Here is a 22,505-nt window from a genome sequence, read left to right as displayed (position 1 = left end):
ACTCCAAAAGGGGGCGCTCTCTTTTATTGATTCCGCGCATCCTGTATGATGCGAGCAGACTAACCATATCAACGTTGGTATTATTTCCCGCAGACATGACCCTTTTAGCACTCGGTATCAACCATAAAACGGCACCTGTATCGCTGCGAGAACGTGTATCGTTTTCGCCGGATAAGCTCGATCAGGCGCTGGACAGCCTGCTTGCGCAGCCGATGGTGCAGGGCGGCGTGGTGCTGTCGACGTGTAACCGCACAGAACTTTATCTTAGCGTTGAAGAGCAGGATAACCTGCAAGAGGCGCTCATTCGCTGGTTGTGCGATTACCATAATCTCAACGAAGAAGATCTGCGTAATAGCCTCTATTGGCATCAGGATAACGACGCGGTCAGCCATTTAATGCGTGTTGCCAGTGGCCTGGACTCATTGGTATTGGGCGAGCCGCAAATCCTCGGCCAGGTAAAAAAAGCCTTTGCCGATTCGCAAAAAGGCCATATGAAGGCCAGCGAACTGGAGCGTATGTTCCAGAAATCTTTCTCCGTGGCGAAACGCGTTCGCACTGAAACGGATATTGGCGCCAGTGCGGTATCTGTTGCATTTGCGGCTTGTACGCTGGCGCGGCAGATCTTTGAATCGCTCTCTACGGTGACCGTATTGCTGGTTGGCGCGGGCGAAACCATCGAGCTGGTGGCGCGTCATCTGCGCGAACACAAAGTACAGAAGATGATTATCGCCAACCGTACTCGCGAACGTGCCCAAATTCTGGCAGATGAAGTCGGCGCGGAAGTGATTGCCCTGAGCGATATCGACGAGCGTCTGTGTGAAGCCGATATCATCATCAGTTCCACCGCTAGCCCGTTGCCGATTATCGGTAAAGGCATGGTGGAGCGCGCATTAAAAAGTCGTCGCAACCAACCGATGCTGCTGGTCGATATTGCCGTTCCACGCGATGTTGAGCCAGAAGTTGGCAAACTGGCGAATGCCTACCTTTACAGCGTTGATGATCTGCAAAGCATTATTTCGCACAACCTGGCGCAACGTAAAGCCGCCGCAGTTGAGGCGGAAACTATCGTCGCCCAGGAAACCAGCGAATTTATGGCGTGGCTACGCGCACAAAGCGCCAGCGAAACCATTCGCGATTATCGCAGCCAGGCTGAACAAGTTCGCGATGAGTTGACCGCCAAAGCGTTAGCGGCCCTGGAACAGGGCGGCGACGCGCAAGCCATAATGCAGGATCTGGCATGGAAACTGACTAACCGCCTGATCCATGCGCCAACGAAATCACTTCAACAGGCCGCCCGTGACGGGGATAACGAACGCCTGAATATTCTGCGCGACAGCCTCGGGCTGGAGTAGCAGTACATCATTTTCTTTTTTACAGGGTGCATTTACGCCTATGAAGCCTTCTATCGTTGCCAAACTGGAAGCCCTGCATGAACGCCATGAAGAAGTTCAGGCACTGCTGGGTGATGCGCAAACCATCGCCGACCAGGAACGTTTTCGCGCATTATCACGTGAATATGCGCAGTTAAGTGATGTTTCGCGCTGTTTCACCGACTGGCAACAGGTTCAGGAAGATATTGAAACCGCGCAGATGATGCTCGACGATCCGGAAATGCGCGAGATGGCGCAGGATGAGCTGCGTGAAGCTAAAGAAAAAAGCGAGCAACTGGAGCAACAGTTACAGGTTCTTTTGCTGCCAAAAGATCCCGATGACGAACGTAACGCCTTCCTTGAAGTGCGTGCCGGAACTGGTGGTGATGAAGCGGCGCTGTTCGCTGGCGATCTGTTCCGTATGTACAGCCGCTACGCCGAAGCCCGCCGCTGGCGTGTAGAAATCATGAGCGCCAGCGAGGGTGAACATGGCGGTTATAAAGAGATCATCGCCAAAATTAGCGGTGATGGTGTGTATGGACGTTTGAAATTCGAATCTGGCGGCCATCGCGTGCAGCGTGTTCCTGCGACGGAATCGCAAGGGCGTATTCATACTTCTGCTTGTACCGTAGCGGTAATGCCAGAGCTGCCGGAAGCGGAACTACCGGATATCAACCCGGCAGATTTGCGTATCGATACTTTCCGTTCCTCAGGCGCAGGTGGTCAGCACGTCAACACCACCGATTCGGCAATTCGTATTACTCACTTGCCGACCGGTATTGTTGTTGAATGTCAGGACGAACGTTCGCAGCATAAAAACAAAGCGAAGGCGCTTTCAGTGCTCGGTGCTCGTATCCATGCGGCGGAAATGGCAAAACGCCAGCAGGCAGAGGCTTCCACCCGTCGCAACTTGCTGGGTAGCGGCGATCGCAGCGATCGTAACCGTACCTATAACTTCCCGCAGGGGCGTGTTACCGATCACCGCATCAACCTGACGCTCTACCGTCTGGATGAAGTAATGGAAGGTAAACTGGATATGCTGATAGAACCGATCGTCCAGGAACATCAGGCCGACCAACTGGCGGCGTTGTCCGAGCAGGAATAATGGAATATCAACACTGGTTACGTGAAGCAATAAGCCAACTTCAGGCGAGCGAAAGCCCGCGGCGCGATGCTGAAATCCTGCTGGAGCATGTTACCGGCAAGGGGCGCACTTATATTCTCGCCTTTGGTGAAACGCAGTTGACTGAAGAGCAATGTGAGCAACTCGACGCGCTTTTAGCCCGTCGCCGTGCCGGTGAACCTATTGCTCATTTAACCGGTGTGCGTGAGTTCTGGTCGTTGCCGTTATTTGTTTCGCCAGCGACCTTAATTCCGCGCCCGGATACGGAATGTCTGGTGGAACAGGCACTGGCGCGATTGCCTGAACAACCTTGCCGCATTCTCGATCTTGGAACTGGCACAGGGGCAATTGCACTGGCATTGGCCAGCGAACGCCCGGATTGCGATGTTACGGCGGTTGACCGAATGCCTGACGCTATCGCTCTTGCGAAGCGCAATGCGCAAAATCTGGCAATCAAAAATATCCACATCCTGCAAAGCGACTGGTTTAGCGCGCTAGCCGGGCAGCAGTTTACGATGATTGTCAGCAATCCGCCGTATATCGACGAGCAGGATCCACATCTTCAACAAGGCGATGTTCGCTTTGAGCCACTCACTGCGCTGGTTGCGGCAGACAGCGGAATGGCAGACATCGTGCATATCATCGAACAGTCGCGTAACGCGCTGGCATCCGGCGGTTTTCTGCTTCTGGAACATGGCTGGCAGCAGGGCGAAGCTGTGCGACAGGCATTTATCCACGCGGGATATCATGAAGTCGAAACCTGTCGGGACTATGGTGATAACGAGCGTGTAACGCTCGGTCGCTATTATCGATGTTAAGTTTTACTACGCTGCTTAGCGTTCATCTCATTAGCATTGCGCTTTCTGTTGGGCTCTTAACCCTACGATTCTGGCTACGTTACCAGGAGCATCCGCTGGCATTCGCTCGTTGGACGCGCATTGTGCCGCCGGTTGTCGACACGGTGTTATTGCTTAGCGGCATCGCGCTGATGGCTAAAGCGCACATCCTGCCATTTTCCGGGCAGGCTGAATGGCTGACTGAAAAGCTGTTTGGAGTTATCATTTATATCGTTTTGGGTTTTATTGCACTCGATTATCGTCGGATGCACAGTCAGCAGGCGCGCATTATTGCCTTCCCGCTGGCGCTGGTGGTGCTGTACATCATCATTAAACTCGCCACCACAAAAGTACCGTTACTGGGGTAAGTCATGAGATCGTTAGCTGATTTCGAATTTAATAAAGCACCATTGTGCGAAGGCATGATCCTGGCTTGCGAAGCAATCCGCCGCGATTTTCCCTCGCAAGATGTCTACGACGAACTGGAGCGTCTCGTTAGTCTGGCGAAGGAAGAAATTAGCCAGCTTCTGCCATTAGAAGAGCAGCTGGAAAAATTAATCGCGCTGTTTTACGGCGAATGGGGGTTTAAAGCCTCACGTGGTGTTTATCGTCTTTCCGATGCATTATGGCTTGATCAAGTGCTAAAAAATCGGCAGGGCAGTGCGGTATCGTTAGGCGCCGTTTTATTGTGGGTTGCTAATCGTCTCGATTTGCCACTATTGCCGGTGATATTCCCAACGCAGCTTATATTGCGCATAGAATGCCCGGACGGAGAAATCTGGCTGATTAACCCTTTTAACGGTGAATCATTAAGCGAACATATGCTGGATGTGTGGTTAAAGGGAAATATCAGCCCGTCTGCGGAACTGTTTTATGAAGACCTGGATGAAGCCGATAACATTGAGGTTATCCGTAAACTGTTGGATACGCTGAAAGCGTCGCTGATGGAAGAAAATCAGATGGAACTGGCATTACGCACCAGCGAGGCCTTATTACAATTTAACCCGGAAGATCCGTATGAAATTCGCGATCGTGGGTTGATTTACGCGCAACTGGATTGCGAACACGTTGCGTTGAATGATTTAAATTATTTCGTTGAACAGTGTCCGGAAGACCCGATAAGCGAAATGATACGTGCGCAAATTAACAACATCGCGCATAAACATATTGTGCTGCATTAATTAATCGACACTTTACTTAAGATTAAGGCGATCCTATGAAACAAAAAGTGGTTAGCATTGGCGACATCAACGTAGCAAATGACCTGCCGTTCGTGCTGTTTGGTGGTATGAACGTGCTGGAATCTCGCGATCTGGCGATGCGCATTTGCGAACACTACGTAACCGTAACCCAGAAACTGGGTATCCCTTACGTGTTCAAAGCCTCTTTTGACAAAGCCAACCGTTCCTCCATCCACTCTTATCGTGGACCAGGACTGGAAGAAGGGATGAAAATCTTCCAGGAACTGAAACAGACATTTGGCGTAAAAATTATCACTGACGTTCACGAGCCAAGCCAGGCACAGCCTGTTGCTGATGTGGTAGATGTTATTCAGTTGCCAGCGTTTCTTGCTCGCCAGACTGACCTGGTGGAAGCAATGGCGAAGACTGGCGCGGTAATTAACGTCAAGAAACCACAGTTCGTGAGCCCAGGCCAAATGGGTAATATCGTTGATAAATTCAAAGAAGGCGGCAACGATAAAGTGATTCTTTGTGACCGTGGCGCTAACTTCGGTTACGACAACCTGGTCGTTGATATGCTGGGCTTCAGCATAATGAAGAAAGTCTCTGGCAACTCCCCGGTAATTTTCGACGTTACCCACGCACTGCAATGCCGCGATCCGTTTGGTGCAGCTTCTGGTGGTCGCCGCGCCCAGGTTGCCGAACTGGCACGTGCCGGTATGGCTGTAGGTTTGGCTGGTCTGTTTATTGAAGCGCATCCGGATCCGGAACATGCGAAATGTGACGGTCCATCCGCGCTGCCGCTGGCTAAACTGGAGCCGTTCCTCAAGCAGATGAAAGCGATTGATGATCTGGTTAAAGGTTTCGAAGAACTGGATACCAGCAAGTAATCTTTTCTGCTTTGAAAACAAAAGCCTTATCGTTATACGATAGGGCTTTTTTCATGGTCAAAGAAGACAAAAAAGGCCGCAGGCTGTTACCCCTGCGACCGGTTTCGGGCGCACATTGCCATCACGGCAGCCTGACGCCCGTTTTCACCTTACTTCCGGCTACGCCACCAGCCAACAATCGCTGCGGTAATAATTCCCGCCAGGATCGGTGCTGCCAGGTCGTGCCAGAAAATCACGGCAAACTGCGCGAGCGTCATATAGCCGCCTTGTTGTAATGACAACATTTTGCGGCTATTCTTGAAGTGTCTGGTTTCAAGATTAGCCCCCGTTCTGTTGTCAGGTTTGACCTCTCAACGTGCGGGGGTTTTCTCTTTCCAGCAACCAATGCCACCAGGGATAAAGCCCCCGCAACATTGCGCCTCACCGGATAACTCCGGCTTGGTGTCGATACTACGTCTCAATTCATCTTCACTTCATCCCTGAAATGTTTGCAATGCTGTATGCGTTCCGGCTTTTCATCAGCTGTTGCAGTTGTTTCATGAGTGCACTGGATGAGCTTCCAGATCTGGTTGCCAGTGTCTACTTGTGGAAGAGATAAATACAAAAAAGGCCGCAGGCTGTTAACCCTGCGGCCGGTTTCGGGCGCATATTGCCATTACGGCAGCCTGACGCTCGTTTTACCTTACTTCCGGCAACGCCACCAGCTGACAATCGCTGCGGTAATAATTCCCACAAGGATCGGTGCTGCCAGGTCGTGCCAGAAAATCACGGCAAACTGCGCGAGCGTCATATAACCGCCTTTTTGTTGTAATGACAACATTTCGCGGCTATTCTTGAATTGTTCTGGTTCAAGATTAGCCCCCGTTCTGTTGTCAGGTTTGACCTCTCAACGTGCGGGGGTTTTCTCTTTCCAGCAACCAATGCCGCCAGGGATAAAGCCCCCACAACATTGCGCCTCACCGGATAACTCCGGCTTGGTGTGGATACTACGGCTCAATTTATATTCACTTCATCCCTGAAATGTGCGCAATGCTGTACGCGTTCCGGCTTTTCATCAGCTGTTGCAGTGGTTTCGTGCAGGTTGTGGTACAGGCTCGCAAATCTGATTAACGATCTGTTCAGGTAGTATGAAGAAATACTATAAGCAGATAATTTTTATTATCTCCTCCGATTTCCGCCATCGGAGGAGATATAAATGTCAGGCAAATATTGTCATTAAATAAGCTGCAAACAGTGCCAGATGCGCCGCGCCGTTGAGCACGTTGGTACGGCCAGTTGAAAATGAAATATGGCACAGTACCAAAGAGGCTACCATTACCACCATCTCTGGTGCGCCCAGAGCAAACTGCAATTCATTACCCGTCATAAAGGCGATAAGCGTTACAACAGGTACGGTAAGCGAAATAGTCGCTAATACCGAGCCAAAGAACAGATTCATCGCGCGCTGGACCTGGTTGCTTAAAACTGCTTTTAACGCGCCTAAACCTTCCGGCGACAGAATCAATAGCGCTACCAGGAAACCGGTAAAGGCCACCGGCGCATTCATGCTGGTGAGCAATGTTTCTAGCGGGCTGGCGTTCATTTTGGTGACCGCAATAACGGCAATTAGATGGATGATTAACCAGATGGCATGCCACAGGCTGCTATGAGCGGACGGTTTGCCATGATGCGGATCGTCATCATCGCTGTCATCTTCATGCTCATAGACAAACAGGCTTTGATGCGTTTTGGTCTGAATCAGCAAAAATACGCCGTACATTGCTGCGGAAATTAATGCCACAAGTAACGCCTGACCGGTCGAAAAGTTCGCCGCAGGCAGCGCCATCGGAAATACCAGCACGATTATGGCTAATGGGAACAGGGCAATTAAATACTGTTTAATACCAAACAGATTCATATATTGGGTAGCAAATTTACGTCCACCCAGCAGTAATGAAAAACCAACCAGCCCGCCGGTAACAATCATAATGATTGAATAGAGCGTATCTCGCATTAACGTCGGCGCTGCATCGCCGGTCGCCATTAAGGCTGAAATCAAACTGACTTCAAGAATAACGACGGAAAGGCTAAGAATAAGCGAACCGTAAGGTTCACCCAGACGATGGGCTAGTACGTCCGCATGACGGACAACACTAAAAGCACTGCTTAAAATACCAATAAGAGCAAGAAGGTTGATGCCAATAACCACTGGTAGTGTTTGACTGCTTCCCCACAGGGACAGCACTACCAGCGCCAGAACCGGGAAAATAAGCGAAGTCTCCTTGTGGCGGGTTTTTACCGCCTCGTGAGCATTTGTCATTATGGTTATCCTTTGCAGATGAATTTGTCGGAAATGTAATAAATAGGCAGGAAAAATAACAGAAAGTGTCAGGATGTCGGTAACATTTTACGAAATTTTACCCCGTAGTCGTTTTTTTACTCTTCGGAGCATAAAAATAAGCTACGTGTTTAGACAATGTTTGTATTCGCGTCTCTTAAGAAGAGTCTGACCTGAGAATTCTTATGTTTTGGCAAGAGGGGATATTGTTGACCACACTTAATGTTCAATTTTAATAAAGGAGTCAACAATGCCGTATAAAACGAAAAGCGACCTGCCGGAAAGCGTAAAACACGTTTTACCCACTCATGCCCAGGATATCTATAAAGAAGCATTCAACAGCGCCTGGGAGCAATATAAAGATAAAGAAGACCGGCGTGATGATGCCAGTCGCGAAGAGACCGCACATAAAGTAGCCTGGGCTGCGGTGAAACATGAATATGCCAAAGGCGATGATGATAAATGGCATAAAACATCGTAAAACTCAGCGGCAAGTTAAAGCTATTCGTGCGGTGTTGCCTTGCAAGTGGTCTGTGGATTGCATATTGTCCCAATAGTGGTTTCAAAATGAGCAGTAAAAATGTCCGGAAGACACCAAAAAGTTGTCGCAGGGAAGTATGCAGTGGCGGAGGTGTAAGGTGATAACGCGTGATTTCTTGATGAATGCCGATTGTAAAACGGCATTTGGTGCCATTGAAGAATCACTCTTATGGTCGGCAGAACAACGGGCGGCCTCACTGGCGGCGACGCTGTCTTGTCGACCTGATGAGGGACCGGTGTGGATCTTCGGCTATGGATCATTAATGTGGAATCCGGCGCTGGAGTTTACCGAGTCGTGCACCGGTACGCTGGTTGGGTGGCATCGCGCTTTCTGTTTGCGGCTTACTGCCGGGCGGGGAACTGCGCACCAGCCGGGGAGGATGCTTGCACTGAAAGAGGGCGGGCGTACCACGGGCGTTGCGTATCGTCTGCCGGAAGAGTCTCTGGAGCAGGAGCTGACCTTACTGTGGAAGCGTGAGATGATTACTGGCTGCTATCTGCCGTCCTGGTGTCAGCTTCATCTTGACGATGGCCGCACCGTCAATGCGCTGGTGTTCATTATGGACCCGCGTCATCCTGAGTATGAATCCGATACCCGCGCTCAGGTGATTGCCCCGTTGATTGCTGCGGCGAGTGGGCCATTAGGAACCAACGCACAGTACTTGTTTTCCCTGGAACAAGCGCTTAACAAACTGGGGATGCAGGATGACGGGCTGAGTGATTTACTGGTGTCGGTGAAAAAACTTCTGGCGGAAAATTTCCCGGATGGTGTGTTACGGCCCGGGTTTGCCCGATAAAACATTTTAGCAGTGGGGCATCTCTATTATCTTGAGCGCCCCATACTGAAGTTAAAATGTGAGCACTTTATCGGCAAGCAGCGTCCATTGCGCCAGTTCTACCAGAGTACCAATTTCCACTCCATCAATCAGTGGAAGTGTGCTGATGCCACGACCATCGGTGCAGGTTTTGCACAATTTCACTGGCACATTTTGCGCCGTGAGGATCTCCAGCATTTGCTGAATGTTATAGCCTTCCCCAGGTTTTTGTCCGCGCAATCCGGCAGTGACCGCATCAGACATCAGGAATAGACGCAGATCCAGGTAGCTTTCCTGCTCTCGTAGCGCAATGGCCAGCCGCAGGCTGTTAAATAAGGATTCGCTCCCGTAGGGGGCGCCATTGGCAACGATCACGATTCTTTGCATTATTTACTCCTGTATTCAGGGAATTAGATGTTCAGTTTCTATCTTACAGCTTGTGTGCTGTCTGACCAATCCGACACATTTTTTAGGATTTGTCATAAAGCATGCAAAAGTACAAGAAAAATTACCAGTAATCGTTATTCTATAAAGCTGTAGCTGTTCATTTTTATTGGAAATTACTGACGTTTTGAGCCGTTTCGTCCCCCGCATTATCGCAATTTGTTTACTCTTGCTGCTGGCAGGCGGTATAGCTAGCGCACAGTCCTCTTTTAAACAGCAAGCGGCAAATCCTTTTGATAACGACAGTGACGGTCTTCCTGACTTAGGAATGGCTGCGGAAAATCATGACGGTGAAAAACATTTTGCTGAAATTGTGAAAGATTTTGGTGAAACCAGTATGACTGATAAAGGTCAGGACACTGGCGAGCAGGCGAGAGCTTTTGCGTTGGGAAAAGTCCGCGATGCGCTTAGCCAGCAGGTCAATCAGCACGTGGAATCCTGGCTATCGCCGTGGGGGAACGCCAGTGTCGACGTCAAAGTGGATAACGAAGGACATTTTACAGGTAGCCGGGGGAGCTGGTTTGTACCGCTACAGGATAACGAACGTTATCTTACATGGAGCCAGATTGGGCTCACTCAGCAGGATGATGGTCTGGTCAGTAACCTTGGCGCAGGCCAACGATGGGCGCGTGGCAACTGGCTGGTGGGATATAACACTTTTTATGACAACTTGCTGGATCAAAATCTCCAGCGAGCAGGTTTCGGTGCCGAAGCGTGGGGGGAATATTTGCGGTTGTCAGCAAACTATTACCAGCCTTTTGCCTCCTGGCGTGAACAGACCGCCACGCTCGAGCAACGAATGGCGCGTGGTTACGACTTGACGGCCCGGATGCGGATGCCGTTTTACCAGCATATCAACACCAGCGTTAGCCTCGAACAATATTTTGGTCAGAGTGTTGATTTGTTTAACACCGGCACGGGTTATCACAATCCCGTCGCCTTGAGTCTTGGACTAAATTACACACCTGTCCCACTCGTTACAGTAACCGCCCTGCATAAACAGGGGGAAAGTGGAGAAAGGCAAAATAACCTCGGACTGAATATTAACTACCGTTTTGGCGTGCCGCTCAACAAACAGCTTTCTGCTGGCGAAGTTGCTGAAAGCCAGTCGCTACGCGGCAGTCGCTATGACAATCCGCAGCGAAATAATCTGCCGACTATTGAGTATCGGCAACGTAAAACCTTAACGGTGTTTCTGGCAACGCCGCCTTGGGATCTTAAACCTGGTGAAACCGTGCCACTGAAATTACAAATTCGCAGTCATTACGGTATTCGGCAATTGATCTGGCAGGGAGATACGCAGATGTTAAGTCTGACATCGGGAGCGACAGCCAATAGTGCGGATGGCTGGACGTTGATCATGCCGGACTGGCAAAGTGGGGAAGGGGCGAGCAATCAATGGCGATTGTCGGTAGTGGTGGAGGATAACCAGGGGCAGCGTGTCTCCTCCAATGAGATCACGCTAACGCTTGCCGAACCTTTCGACGCAATGTCGAACGACGAACCGATCTGGGAACCGTAATCAGAAAATACGTTCCTGATGCACCCATACCGCAGCTTCTACACGAGATTTGAGCTTCATTTTTTTCAGCATGTGTTTCACATGCACTTTAACCGTGCTTTCAGTGATGTCCAGGCGACGGGCAATCATCTTATTCGGTAAGCCCTGGGCTATTAGTTTTAGAATGTCGCGTTCACGTGGTGTTAACTGGTTAACATCACGCTCAGTCGTAGCGCGGTTAGCGCGCAGGCTGGCGGCCAGAACAGGGGTCAACGCTTCGCTTAAGACCATTTCGCCAGCGGCAGCCTGATGCAATGCTTTCAGTAAATCTTCTGGCTCCATATCTTTTAACAGATAGCCATCTGCACCGCGTTTCAATGCGGTTACCACGTCCTCTTCATGGTTAGAGACGCTGAACACCACAATACGGCCAGAGAGGGACTTTTCGCGCAGTTTATCCAGCGTTTCCAGACCGTTCATGCCGGGCATATTGAGATCTAACAGGATCAGATCGGGATCAAGAGACTCCGCCAGTTCAATACCCTGTTCGCCATTACTCGCTTCGCCAACCACGGTGATATCTGGTGCCATACTAATAAGCTGTTTTACGCCAGTTCGCAGCATCGGGTGATCGTCAATCAGCAGGATAGTAGCCGGTTCCTGATTACTCATGGGTATCTCCTTGGACGTCTGTGAAAGTTTTTTCGGGAATAAAGGTGACCACCACTTCGGTGCCACCTGATTCACGACGGCGGACGCGGCAATCGCCTCGTAAACTTTGCGCACGGTCGCGCATTATTATCATGCCGTAGTGATTGCTGCGGATGGCATTTTCAGGCACGCCGCAGCCATTATCCTGAACGGTCAGTTTTACCTGATTATCGTTTTGCGCCACCGTAACCACCACCTCACTTGCTTGCGAATGTTTGAGGGCGTTACTTAATGCCTCACGGGCAATTTGCAACAGATGGATTGCCTGATGTGAAGGCACCAGACGTGGCGGCAATTGGTAATTCAGCTTCACCGGGAAGCCAAATTTGGCGCTGTACTCTTCGCAGCTCGCCTCCAGTGCGGGACGTAATCCTGGTTCGGTGAGCTGTAAACGAAATGTGGTGAGTAACTCACGCAACTGCGCCCAGGACGCATTCAGTTCGTTACGGATCTGGCTTAACAGTTCGCGGCTGCTTTCTGGCAGCGCGTCGCCTTGCATCTGTAAACAACTTACCTGCATTTTCATGCAAGAGAGCGATTGAGCAATAGAATCATGCAGTTCGCGCGCAATGGTGGCACGCTCTTCCATCACGATCAACTGCTGCTGGCGCTCCTGATGGCGATCCAACGCCAGCGTGGCGGTGAGCTGTTCAACCAGGGTATCCACCAGTTGTTGTTGATCATGGCTAAGATGACGCCCCTGCGGCAGGGTAGCCAGCAAAATACCATACTGCATATGAGAATCCGCTAACCGCCATTTCAACGTAGTGCCGCGATCGCCAACGGGTAAAACGCCGCGTGGGCAGAGATGGCAGCCTTTATCATCGCAACTCATATCTGGCTGACAGGTGAACTCCTGATGGTTCTCTTCATCTTCCGTGTCATATACCCGTAGTTCGATATCACGCAACAGGGTTAAATTTTGTAGACCGTTAAGCACAGGCGACAGGCGTTCACACAGCGGAGCGCGGGAATGCAAACGGCGGTTGGCCTGCCACAAAAAAGAGAGAATCTGATTTTTATGCTCCAGTCCGGCAGTTTTCTCCTGTACCCGCTGCTCAAGCACGGCATAACTTTCCGCCAGTTCAGCAGACATATTGTTCAGTGCAGTCCCCAACATCGCCATCTCGTTTCGTCCGCTGATATTCGCTCTCTTACTAAAATCGCGATGACTGACAGCGCTGGCCATTGCCAGTAATTGTCGCCACGGTTGAAGCAAACGCGCTCGCAGCCAGATAATGGTAAACACCAGTAAAAGCGCCATAAAGACCGCCATTACCCGGTGGACCAACACAACTGTCTCAATACGCGTTTCGGTGGTGCGGTCAAAACCAGAAACCAGCTTATCAAGCCCGGCAACAAACTGGCTGACGTCTGCCGACACCGTTTCGCGGTTTTGTGCACGCAACAGCGCAGGAATCAATTCATTGCGCCAGTAATCCTGTAGCCCCTGTAATTGCGCCAGTTGCCCGTCTCGTTCTGCCGCACGAGTTAACTCGGTGCTAAATGCCGTTTGTTCCATCTCTTTGATTAAGGGCTTGTCATTCTCGCTTAATGGCACAGCCGCCAGCAGACGGTAACTTTGCATGCGCAGCGATCCCGCTTTGTTGATCGCATGGGCGCTGCCCTGAACGCCTTGCACCAGCCAGCCAGAAACTGCCATCCCCGCCAGTCCAATGGCGGTAGAAAGCAAAACAATCAGCGCAACCTGATTAACCAGGGTGAGCGGAGAGAGACAACGTTTAAGCATATAAACCTCTTCCTTCAGGCTTTGAATGAGCAATAACCTTAATGAATGTGACGATACATTCTGGAATGGCAGTATTCTCGGCTATTGGCTGAAGTATACCCATACCCGGAAAGAGTTACTCCTTATTTGCCGTGTGGTTAGTCGCTTTACGTCAGTAAGGGTAGGGATTTTACAGTGTCGTGAAAAATCTCAAAATTTTTATGAAATCTCTGTACTCACTATGGGTAATGATAAATATCAATGATAGATAAAGTTATATTGTCGTTTGATTTACATCAAATTGCCTTTGGCTACAGACACTAAGGTGGCAGACATCGAAACGAGTATCAGAGGTGTCTATGAGTCACTCATCCGCCCCCGAAAGGGCTACTGGAGCAGTCATTACAGATTGGCGACCGGAAGATCCTGCGTTCTGGCAACAACGCGGTCAACGCATCGCCAGCCGTAACCTGTGGATTTCCGTTCCCTGCCTGCTTCTGGCGTTTTGCGTATGGATGTTATTCAGTGCCGTTGCGGTGAACCTACCGAAAGTCGGCTTTAATTTTACGACCGATCAGCTATTTATGCTGACTGCGCTACCTTCAGTTTCTGGCGCATTATTACGTGTTCCATACTCCTTTATGGTTCCAATCTTCGGTGGTCGTCGCTGGACGGCATTCAGCACCGGTATTCTGATTATTCCTTGCGTCTGGCTGGGTTTTGCCGTTCAGGATACCTCCACGCCTTATAGCGTCTTCATCATCATCTCTCTGCTGTGCGGCTTTGCTGGCGCGAACTTCGCCTCCAGTATGGCAAACATCAGCTTCTTCTTTCCGAAGCAGAAGCAGGGTGGCGCGCTGGGCCTGAATGGTGGTCTGGGCAACATGGGTGTCAGCGTCATGCAGCTGGTTGCTCCGCTGGTGGTATCACTGTCAATTTTTGCTGCATTTGGTAGCCAGGGTGTAACACAGCCTGATGGCACCGAGCTGTATCTGGCGAACGCGTCCTGGGTATGGGTGCCGTTCCTCGCCATCTTCACCATCGCGGCATGGTTTGGCATGAACGACCTTGCTACCTCGAAAGCCTCCATCAAGGAGCAGTTACCGGTACTCAAACGTGGGCATCTGTGGATTATGAGCCTGCTGTATCTGGCAACCTTCGGCTCCTTCATCGGTTTCTCTGCGGGCTTTGCCATGTTGTCAAAAACGCAGTTCCCGGACGTGCAGATTCTGCACTACGCCTTCTTCGGACCGTTTATTGGCGCACTGGCGCGTTCTGCTGGTGGTGCATTGTCTGACCGTCTTGGCGGTACCCGTGTCACGCTGGTGAACTTCGTGCTGATGGCGATTTTCAGTGGCTTGCTGTTCCTCACCTTACCAACTGACGGGCAGGGCGGAAGCTTCATGGCGTTCTTCGCGGTCTTCCTGGCGCTGTTCCTGACAGCTGGGCTGGGTAGTGGTTCCACTTTCCAGATGATTTCCGTGATCTTCCGTAAACTGACAATGGATCGCGTGAAAGCAGAAGGCGGTTCTGACGAACGAGCCATGCGTGAAGCGGCAACCGACACTGCGGCGGCACTGGGTTTCATCTCTGCGATTGGCGCTATCGGTGGCTTCTTTATCCCGAAAGCGTTTGGTAGCTCACTGGCATTAACGGGTTCGCCAGTCGGTGCAATGAAAGTATTTTTGATTTTCTATATCGCCTGCGTGGTGATTACCTGGGCGGTATACGGTCGGCATTCTAAAAAATAAATCGTTACTCGTCATACTTCGGGTTACATGTGCTGCGGCTGCGTTCATTCACTCCAGTCACTTACTTTAGTAAGCTCCTGGGATTCATTCACTTGCCGCCTTCCTGTAACTCGAATTATATAGAGTAAAATATTTGATTATCCTTTGCGCGGCGTAATGTCGCGCTTTTTTTATTTGTCATTTAGTTACAACATACTTTGAGGGCGATAATTATTTTCAATTGCGTCAATTAAGCACCATTAATATGTCATCCATGGGGGATACTCCTTAATACCCACCTGTATAAAAATCCGAAATGTATAAATGTGAGATAGCATAAAAACCATTAATTTACAGTCTGTTAGATATAAGCCATTAATTACCCTTAAGGAGTATCTTAGGAATTTACTTTATTTTTCATCCCCACCACTCTTGATCGTTATCAATTCCCACGTTGTTTCAGAGCGTTACCTTGCCTTTAAACATTAGCAATGTCGATTTATCAGAGAGCCGACAGGCTCCCACAGGAGAAAACCGATGAGTAAATTCCTGGACCGGTTTCGCTACTTCAAGCAGAAGGGCGAAACCTTTGCCGATGGGCATGGCCAGCTTCTCAATACCAACCGTGACTGGGAGGATGGATATCGCCAGCGTTGGCAGCATGACAAAATCGTCCGCTCTACCCACGGGGTAAACTGCACCGGCTCCTGTAGCTGGAAAATCTACGTTAAAAACGGTCTGGTGACCTGGGAAACCCAGCAGACTGACTATCCGCGTACCCGTCCGGACCTGCCAAACCATGAACCTCGCGGCTGCCCGCGCGGCGCCAGCTACTCCTGGTATCTCTATAGCGCCAACCGCCTGAAATACCCAATGATGCGCAAACGCCTGATGAAAATGTGGCGTGAAGCGAAGGCGCTGCATAGCGATCCGGTTGAGGCATGGGCTTCTATCATTGAAGACGCCGATAAAGCGAAAAGCTTTAAGCAGGCGCGTGGACGCGGTGGTTTTGTTCGTTCCTCCTGGCAGGAAGTGAACGAACTGATCGCCGCATCTAACGTTTACACCATCAAAAACTACGGCCCGGACCGTGTCGCTGGCTTCTCGCCAATTCCGGCAATGTCGATGGTTTCTTACGCATCGGGTGCGCGCTATCTCTCGCTGATTGGCGGTACTTGCTTGAGCTTCTACGACTGGTACTGCGACCTGCCTCCTGCGTCTCCGCAAACCTGGGGCGAGCAAACTGACGTTCCGGAATCCGCTGACTGGTACAACTCCAGCTACATCATCGCCTGGGGTTCAAACGTGCCGCAGACGCGTACCCCGGATGCTCACTTCTTTACTGAAGTGCGTTACAAAGGCACCAAAACTGTTGCCGTAACGCCTGACTACGCTGAAATCGCCAAATTGTGCGATCTTTGGCTGGCACCGAAACAAGGCACCGATGCGGCAATGGCGCTGGCGATGGGCCACGTAATGCTGCGTGAATTCCACCTCGACAATCCAAGCCAGTATTTCACCGACTATGTGCGTCGCTACACCGACATGCCGATGCTGGTGATGCTGGAAGAGCGCGACGGTTACTACGCTGCGGGTCGTATGCTGCGCGCTGCCGATCTGGTGGATGCGCTGGGCCAGGAAAACAATCCGGAATGGAAAACGGTCGCCTTTAATACCAATGGCGAAATGGTTGCGCCGAACGGTTCTATTGGCTTCCGCTGGGGCGAGAAGGGCAAATGGAATCTTGAACAGCGCGACGGTAAAACCGGCGAAGAAACCGAGCTGCAACTGAGCCTGCTGGGTAGCCAGGATGAGATCGCTGAAGTGGGCTTCCCGTATTTTGGCGGCGACGGCACTGAACACTTCAACAAAGTGGAGCTGAAAAATATTCTGCTGCACAAACTGCCGGTAAAACGCCTGCAACTGGCCGACGGTAGCACCGCTCTGGTGACCACCGTTTATGATCTGACGCTGGCAAACTACGGTCTGGAACGCGGCTTGAACGACGTTAACTGCGCAACCAGCTACGACGATGTGAAAGCTTACACTCCGGCGTGGGCCGAGCAGATCACTGGCGTTTCTCGCAGCCAGATTATCCGTATTGCCCGTGAATTTGCTGATAACGCTGACAAGACGCACGGTCGTTCGATGATTATCGTCGGTGCGGGTCTGAACCACTGGTACCACCTCGATATGAACTACCGTGGTCTGATCAACATGCTGATTTTCTGCGGCTGTGTCGGTCAGAGCGGTGGCGGCTGGGCGCACTATGTAGGTCAGGAAAAACTGCGTCCGCAAACCGGCTGGCAGCCGCTGGCGTTTGCCCTCGACTGGCAGCGTCCGGCGCGTCATATGAACAGCACATCTTATTTCTATAACCACTCCAGCCAGTGGCGTTATGAAACCGTGACTGCGGAAGAACTGCTGTCGCCAATGGCGGATAAATCCCGCTATACCGGACATCTGATCGACTTCAACGTCCGTGCAGAACGCATGGGCTGGCTGCCGTCTGCGCCGCAGTTAGGCACTAACCCGCTGACTATCGCTGGCGAGGCAGAAAAAGCCGGGATGAATCCGGTGGACTATACGGTGAAATCCCTGAAAGACGGTTCCATCCGTTTTGCGGCTGAACAACCAGAAAACGGTAAAAACCACCCGCGTAACCTGTTCATCTGGCGTTCTAACCTGCTCGGTTCTTCCGGTAAAGGTCATGAGTTTATGCTCAAGTACCTGCTGGGGACAGAACACGGTATCCAGGGTAAAGATCTGGGGCAGCAGGGCGGCGTGAAGCCGGAAGAAGTGGACTGGCAGGACAACGGTCTGGAAGGCAAGCTGGATCTGGTGGTGACGCTGGACTTCCGTCTGTCGAGCACCTGTCTCTATTCCGACATCATTTTGCCGACGGCGACCTGGTACGAAAAAGACGACATGAATACTTCGGATATGCATCCGTTTATTCACCCGCTGTCTGCGGCGGTCGATCCGGCCTGGGAAGCGAAAAGTGACTGGGAAATCTACAAAGCCATCGCCAAGAAATTCTCCGAAGTGTGCGTTGGTCATCTGGGTAAAGAAACCGACATCGTCACGCTGCCGATCCAGCACGACTCTGCCGCTGAACTGGCGCAGCCGCTGGATGTGAAAGACTGGAAAAAAGGCGAATGCGACCTGATCCCCGGTAAAACCGCACCGCACATTATGGTCGTAGAGCGCGATTATCCGGCAACTTACGAACGCTTTACCTCTATCGGCCCGCTGATGGAGAAAATCGGTAACGGTGGTAAAGGGATTGCCTGGAACACCCAGAGCGAGATGGATCTGCTGCGTAAGCTCAACTACACCAAAGCGGAAGGTCCGGCGAAAGGCCAGCCGATGCTGAACACCGCCATTGATGCGGCAGAGATGATCCTGACGCTGGCACCGGAAACCAACGGTCAGGTAGCCGTGAAAGCCTGGGCTGCCCTGAGCGAATTTACCGGTCGTGACCATACGCATCTGGCGCTGAATAAAGAAGACGAGAAGATCCGCTTCCGCGATATTCAGGCACAACCGCGCAAAATTATCTCCAGCCCGACCTGGTCTGGTCTGGAAGATGAACACGTTTCTTACAACGCCGGTTACACCAACGTTCACGAGCTGATCCCGTGGCGCACGCTCTCTGGTCGTCAGCAGCTTTATCAGGATCATCAGTGGATGCGTGATTTCGGTGAAAGCCTGCTGGTTTATCGTCCGCCGATTGACACCCGTTCGGTGAAAGAAGTGATGGGCCAGAAATCCAACGGTAATCCGGAAAAAGCGCTCAACTTCCTGACGCCGCACCAGAAGTGGGGGATCCACTCCACCTATAGCGACAACCTGCTGATGCTGACTTTAGGTCGCGGTGGTCCGGTGGTCTGGCTGAGTGAAGCCGATGCCAAAGATCTGGGTATCGCCGATAACGACTGGATTGAAGTCTTCAACAGCAACGGTGCACTGACTGCCCGTGCGGTTGTCAGCCAGCGTGTTCCGGCAGGGATGACCATGATGTACCACGCGCAGGAACGTATCGTTAACCTGCCTGGTTCGGAAATTACCCAACAGCGTGGTGGTATCCATAACTCGGTCACCCGTATCACGCCGAAACCGACGCATATGATCGGCGGCTATGCCCATCTGGCATACGGCTTTAACTACTACGGCACTGTAGGTTCTAACCGCGATGAGTTTGTTGTAGTGCGTAAGATGAAGAACATTGACTGGTTAGATGGCGAAGGCAATGACCAGGTACAGGAGAGCGTAAAATGAAAATTCGTTCACAAGTCGGCATGGTGCTGAATCTCGATAAGTGCATCGGCTGCCACACCTGTTCAGTTACCTGTAAAAACGTCTGGACCAGCCGCGAAGGCGTGGAATACGCGTGGTTCAACAACGTGGAAACCAAGCCGGGCCAGGGCTTCCCGACCGACTGGGAAAACCAGGAAAAATACAAAGGCGGCTGGATCCGTAAAATCAATGGCAAACTGCAACCGCGCATGGGTAACCGCGCCATGCTACTGGGTAAAATCTTCGCTAACCCGCATCTGCCGGGGATCGACGATTATTACGAGCCGTTTGATTTTGACTATCAGAACCTGCATACCGCGCCGGAAGGCAGCAAATCGCAGCCGATTGCCCGTCCGCGTTCGCTGATTACCGGCGAACGGATGGCGAAAATCGAAAAAGGGCCGAACTGGGAAGATGACCTGGGCGGCGAGTTTGACAAACTGGCGAAAGACAAGAACTTCGACAACATCCAGAAGGCGATGTATAGCCAGTTCGAAAACACCTTCATGATGTATTTGCCGCGCCTGTGCGAACACTGCCTGAACCCGGCATGTGTGGCGACCTGCCCGAGCGGTGCGATTTACAAGCGTGAAGAAGATGGCATCGTCCTGATCGATCAGGACAAATGCCGTGGTTGGCGTATGTGCATCACCGGATGCCCATACAAAAAAATCTACTTCAACTGGAAGAGCGGTAAGTCTGAGAAGTGCATCTTCTGCTATCCGCGTATTGAAGCCGGTCAGCCGACGGTGTGTTCAGAAACCTGTGTCGGTCGTATCCGTTATCTCGGCGTGCTGCTGTACGATGCGGACGCCATTGAACGTGCGGCCAGCACCGAGAACGAAAAAGATCTCTACCAGCGTCAGCTGGAGGTGTTCCTCGATCCGAACGATCCGAAGGTCATCGAGCAGGCGATTAAAGATGGTATCCCGCTGAGCGTTATTGAAGCTGCGCAGCAGTCGCCGGTTTATAAAATGGCGATGGAATGGAAACTGGCGCTGCCGCTGCATCCGGAATATCGCACCTTGCCGATGGTCTGGTACGTGCCGCCTCTGTCTCCGATTCAGTCTGCGGCAGACGCTGGCGAGTTGGGCAGCAACGGCATTTTGCCAGACGTCGAAAGCCTGCGTATCCCGGTACAGTATCTGGCGAACCTGCTGACCGCAGGCGACACCCAACCGGTACTGCGTGCGCTGAAACGCATGCTGGCGATGCGTCATTACAAACGTGCTGAAACCGTTGACGGTAAAGTTGATACCCGTGCGCTGGAAGAGGTCGGTCTGACCGAAGCCCAGGCGCAGGAAATGTATCGTTATCTGGCGATTGCTAACTACGAAGATCGCTTTGTGGTACCAAGCAGCCATCGTGAACTGGCACGGGAAGCCTTCCCGGAGAAAAATGGCTGCGGCTTTACCTTTGGTGACGGCTGCCACGGTTCAGATACCAAATTCAATCTGTTCAACAGCCGTCGTATCGATGCCATCGATGTGACCAGCAAAACGGAGCCGCATCCATGATCGAACTCGTGATTGTATCGCGTCTCCTTGAATATCCGGATGCTGCCTTATGGCAGCATCAACAGGAGATGTTCGAGGCGATTGCCGCGTCGGAAAATTTGTCGAAAGAAGATGCCCATGCGCTGGGCATTTTCCTGCGCGATTTAACGGCGATGGATCTGCTGGATGCCCAGGCGCAGTACAGCGAACTGTTCGACCGTGGTCGCGCCACGTCACTGTTGCTATTCGAACATGTTCACGGTGAATCCCGCGATCGTGGTCAGGCAATGGTTGACCTGTTAGCGCAGTACGAGCAGCACGGCTTGCAGTTAAACAGCCGCGAATTGCCGGACCATCTGCCGCTGTATCTGGAATATCTGGCACAGCTGCCGCAAAGCGAAGCCGTGGAAGGTTTGAAAGATATCGCGCCGATTCTGGCATTGCTGAGCGCGCGTCTGCAACAGCGTGAAAGCCGTTATGCCGTGCTGTTTGATCTGCTGCTGAAACTGGCGAATACCGCTATCGACAGTGACAAAGTGGCGGAAAAAATTGCCGATGAAGCGCGCGACGATACGCCGCAGGCGCTGGATGCCGTCTGGGAAGAAGAGCAGGTTAAATTCTTTGCTGACAAAGGCTGCGGTGATTCAGCAATCACTGCTCATCAGCGTCGCTTTGCCGGTGCCGTCGCGCCGCAATATCTGAATATCACCACCGGAGGACAGCACTAATGCAATTCCTGAATATGTTCTTCTTTGACATCTACCCGTACATTGCCGGGGCGGTCTTCCTGATTGGTAGTTGGCTGCGCTATGACTACGGGCAGTACACCTGGCGCGCGGCATCCAGCCAGATGCTGGACCGTAAAGGAATGAACCTGGCGTCGAACCTGTTCCATGTCGGCATTCTGGGGATTTTCGTCGGCCACTTCTTCGGTATGCTGACGCCGCACTGGATGTATGAAGCGTGGTTGCCGATCGAAGTGAAACAAAAAATGGCGATGTTTGCTGGTGGTGCCAGCGGCGTGCTGTGTCTGATTGGCGGCGTGCTGTTGCTGAAGCGCCGCCTGTTCAGCCCTCGCGTGCGTGCAACCACTACCGGAGCGGATATCCTGATCCTGTCGCTGCTCGTTATCCAGTGCGCGCTGGGCCTGCTGACCATTCCATTCTCTGCCCAGCATATGGACGGTAGCGAGATGATGAAACTGGTTGGCTGGGCGCAGTCGGTAGTGACCTTCCACGGTGGCGCTTCTCAACACCTTGATGGTGTCGCGTTTATCTTCCGTCTGCACCTGGTGCTGGGGATGACGTTGTTCCTGCTGTTCCCGTTCTCGCGTCTGGTGCACATCTGGAGCGTACCGGTGGAGTATCTGACACGTAAGTATCAGCTGGTGCGCGCTCGCCACTAAGCACGACAAAGTGCCTGATGCGCTGCGCTTATCAGGTCTACAGAGTCGTACAATTCATTGATATTACGTGATATGTATGCCGGATAAGGCGTTCACGCCGCATCCGGCATAACGTAAC

General features: G+C 51.7%; 20 protein-coding genes. 14 read left to right on the top strand and 6 right to left on the bottom strand.

Annotation, left to right across the window (positions count from 1 at the left end; genetic code table 11):
• The first annotated feature begins 95 nt into the window (after positions 1-95).
• From hemA to kdsA, 6 genes are read left to right on the top strand one after another with little or no spacing between them, the layout of a single operon-like run.
• Positions 96-1,352 (top strand): glutamyl-tRNA reductase, encoded by a 1,257-nt coding sequence (gene hemA / locus FEK42_RS05460; protein WP_130205671.1) that lies wholly within the window; start codon positions 96-98, stop codon positions 1,350-1,352.
• Positions 1,353-1,392: 40 nt separating this feature from the next.
• Positions 1,393-2,475: a peptide chain release factor 1 gene (prfA, locus tag FEK42_RS05455; protein ID WP_130205673.1), complete on the top strand. Its 1,083-nt coding sequence runs from the start codon at positions 1,393-1,395 to the stop codon at positions 2,473-2,475.
• Positions 2,475-3,311 carry a peptide chain release factor N(5)-glutamine methyltransferase gene (gene prmC, locus FEK42_RS05450; RefSeq protein ID WP_130205675.1) on the top strand — a complete coding sequence of 279 codons (837 nt, stop codon included), beginning with the start codon at positions 2,475-2,477 and terminating at the stop codon, positions 3,309-3,311. The genes prfA and prmC overlap by 1 nt, the downstream gene beginning before the upstream one ends.
• A complete protein-coding gene (gene sirB2, locus FEK42_RS05445) occupies positions 3,305-3,697 on the top strand; it encodes an invasion regulator SirB2 (protein WP_130259705.1) in 393 nt (130 codons plus the stop codon). Before prmC ends, sirB2 begins: the two co-directional genes overlap by 7 nt.
• 3 nt (positions 3,698-3,700) lie before the next feature.
• Positions 3,701-4,510: an invasion regulator SirB1 gene (sirB1, locus tag FEK42_RS05440; RefSeq protein WP_001764444.1), complete on the top strand. Its 810-nt coding sequence runs from the start codon at positions 3,701-3,703 to the stop codon at positions 4,508-4,510.
• A 35-nt stretch (positions 4,511-4,545) separates the two neighbouring features.
• Entirely contained in the window at positions 4,546-5,400 is an 855-nt protein-coding gene (kdsA, locus tag FEK42_RS05435) for a 3-deoxy-8-phosphooctulonate synthase (protein WP_000811058.1), read from the top strand.
• Between the two features lie 149 nt (positions 5,401-5,549).
• Here kdsA and FEK42_RS05430 read toward each other — a convergent pair whose 3' ends face one another.
• The 3 genes from FEK42_RS05430 to chaA form a co-directional block, all read right to left on the bottom strand.
• A complete protein-coding gene (locus tag FEK42_RS05430) occupies positions 5,550-5,657 on the bottom strand; it encodes a type I toxin-antitoxin system toxin Ldr family protein (RefSeq protein ID WP_016265910.1) in 108 nt (35 codons plus the stop codon).
• Positions 5,658-6,082: 425 nt separating this feature from the next.
• Entirely contained in the window at positions 6,083-6,190 is a 108-nt protein-coding gene (locus FEK42_RS05420) for a type I toxin-antitoxin system toxin Ldr family protein (protein WP_135492420.1), read from the bottom strand.
• Between the two features lie 408 nt (positions 6,191-6,598).
• A complete protein-coding gene (chaA, locus tag FEK42_RS05410; RefSeq protein ID WP_064528732.1) occupies positions 6,599-7,699 on the bottom strand; it encodes a sodium-potassium/proton antiporter ChaA in 1,101 nt (366 codons plus the stop codon).
• Positions 7,700-7,967: 268 nt separating this feature from the next.
• On the opposite strand from chaA, the gene chaB reads away from it, so the two are divergent.
• A complete protein-coding gene (chaB, locus tag FEK42_RS05405; RefSeq protein WP_131162217.1) occupies positions 7,968-8,198 on the top strand; it encodes a putative cation transport regulator ChaB in 231 nt (76 codons plus the stop codon).
• 157 nt (positions 8,199-8,355) lie between these two features.
• Positions 8,356-9,054, top strand: coding sequence for a glutathione-specific gamma-glutamylcyclotransferase (chaC, locus tag FEK42_RS05400; RefSeq protein ID WP_135486218.1), 699 nt, complete (start codon positions 8,356-8,358; stop codon positions 9,052-9,054).
• A 51-nt stretch (positions 9,055-9,105) separates the two neighbouring features.
• Here chaC and ychN read toward each other — a convergent pair whose 3' ends face one another.
• Positions 9,106-9,459, bottom strand: coding sequence for a DsrE/F sulfur relay family protein YchN (ychN, locus tag FEK42_RS05395; RefSeq protein WP_064528737.1), 354 nt, complete (start codon positions 9,457-9,459; stop codon positions 9,106-9,108).
• 184 nt (positions 9,460-9,643) lie between these two features.
• On the opposite strand from ychN, the gene FEK42_RS05390 reads away from it, so the two are divergent.
• Positions 9,644-11,038 carry a YchO/YchP family invasin gene (locus tag FEK42_RS05390; protein WP_130205683.1) on the top strand — a complete coding sequence of 465 codons (1,395 nt, stop codon included), beginning with the start codon at positions 9,644-9,646 and terminating at the stop codon, positions 11,036-11,038.
• On the opposite strand, the gene narL is transcribed toward FEK42_RS05390, so the two are convergent.
• Complete coding sequence (gene narL / locus FEK42_RS05385; protein WP_000070491.1) at positions 11,039-11,689, bottom strand: two-component system response regulator NarL; 651 nt, start codon at positions 11,687-11,689, stop codon at positions 11,039-11,041.
• Entirely contained in the window at positions 11,682-13,478 is a 1,797-nt protein-coding gene (gene narX, locus FEK42_RS05380; protein ID WP_130216003.1) for a nitrate/nitrite two-component system sensor histidine kinase NarX, read from the bottom strand. Before narX ends, narL begins: the two co-directional genes overlap by 8 nt.
• 338 nt (positions 13,479-13,816) lie before the next feature.
• Between narX and narK the strand changes: the two genes are divergently transcribed.
• The 5 genes from narK (at position 13,817) to narI (ending at position 22,387) form a co-directional block, all read left to right on the top strand.
• Positions 13,817-15,208 (top strand): nitrate transporter NarK, encoded by a 1,392-nt coding sequence (gene narK / locus FEK42_RS05375; RefSeq protein ID WP_130205687.1) that lies wholly within the window; start codon positions 13,817-13,819, stop codon positions 15,206-15,208.
• Between the two features lie 516 nt (positions 15,209-15,724).
• Entirely contained in the window at positions 15,725-19,468 is a 3,744-nt protein-coding gene (locus FEK42_RS05370; protein ID WP_135492353.1) for a nitrate reductase subunit alpha, read from the top strand.
• Positions 19,465-21,003, top strand: a complete 1,539-nt coding sequence (narH, locus tag FEK42_RS05365) for a nitrate reductase subunit beta (RefSeq protein ID WP_000702664.1) — start codon at positions 19,465-19,467, stop codon at positions 21,001-21,003. The genes FEK42_RS05370 and narH overlap by 4 nt, the downstream gene beginning before the upstream one ends.
• The gene (gene narJ, locus FEK42_RS05360) at positions 21,000-21,710 is read left to right on the top strand and encodes a nitrate reductase molybdenum cofactor assembly chaperone (protein WP_130205691.1); all 711 of its coding nucleotides are present in this window, start codon (positions 21,000-21,002) and stop codon (positions 21,708-21,710) included. The genes narH and narJ overlap by 4 nt, the downstream gene beginning before the upstream one ends.
• A complete protein-coding gene (narI, locus tag FEK42_RS05355; protein ID WP_135492355.1) occupies positions 21,710-22,387 on the top strand; it encodes a respiratory nitrate reductase subunit gamma in 678 nt (225 codons plus the stop codon). Before narJ ends, narI begins: the two co-directional genes overlap by 1 nt.
• Positions 22,388-22,505: the final 118 nt, after the last annotated feature.

This window comes from Escherichia sp. E2748, assembly GCF_005781125.1.
Classification (GTDB): domain Bacteria; phylum Pseudomonadota; class Gammaproteobacteria; order Enterobacterales; family Enterobacteriaceae; genus Escherichia.
Note: the sequence above shows the minus strand (reverse complement) of the source record. Positions and strands in the feature narration are given on the sequence as shown.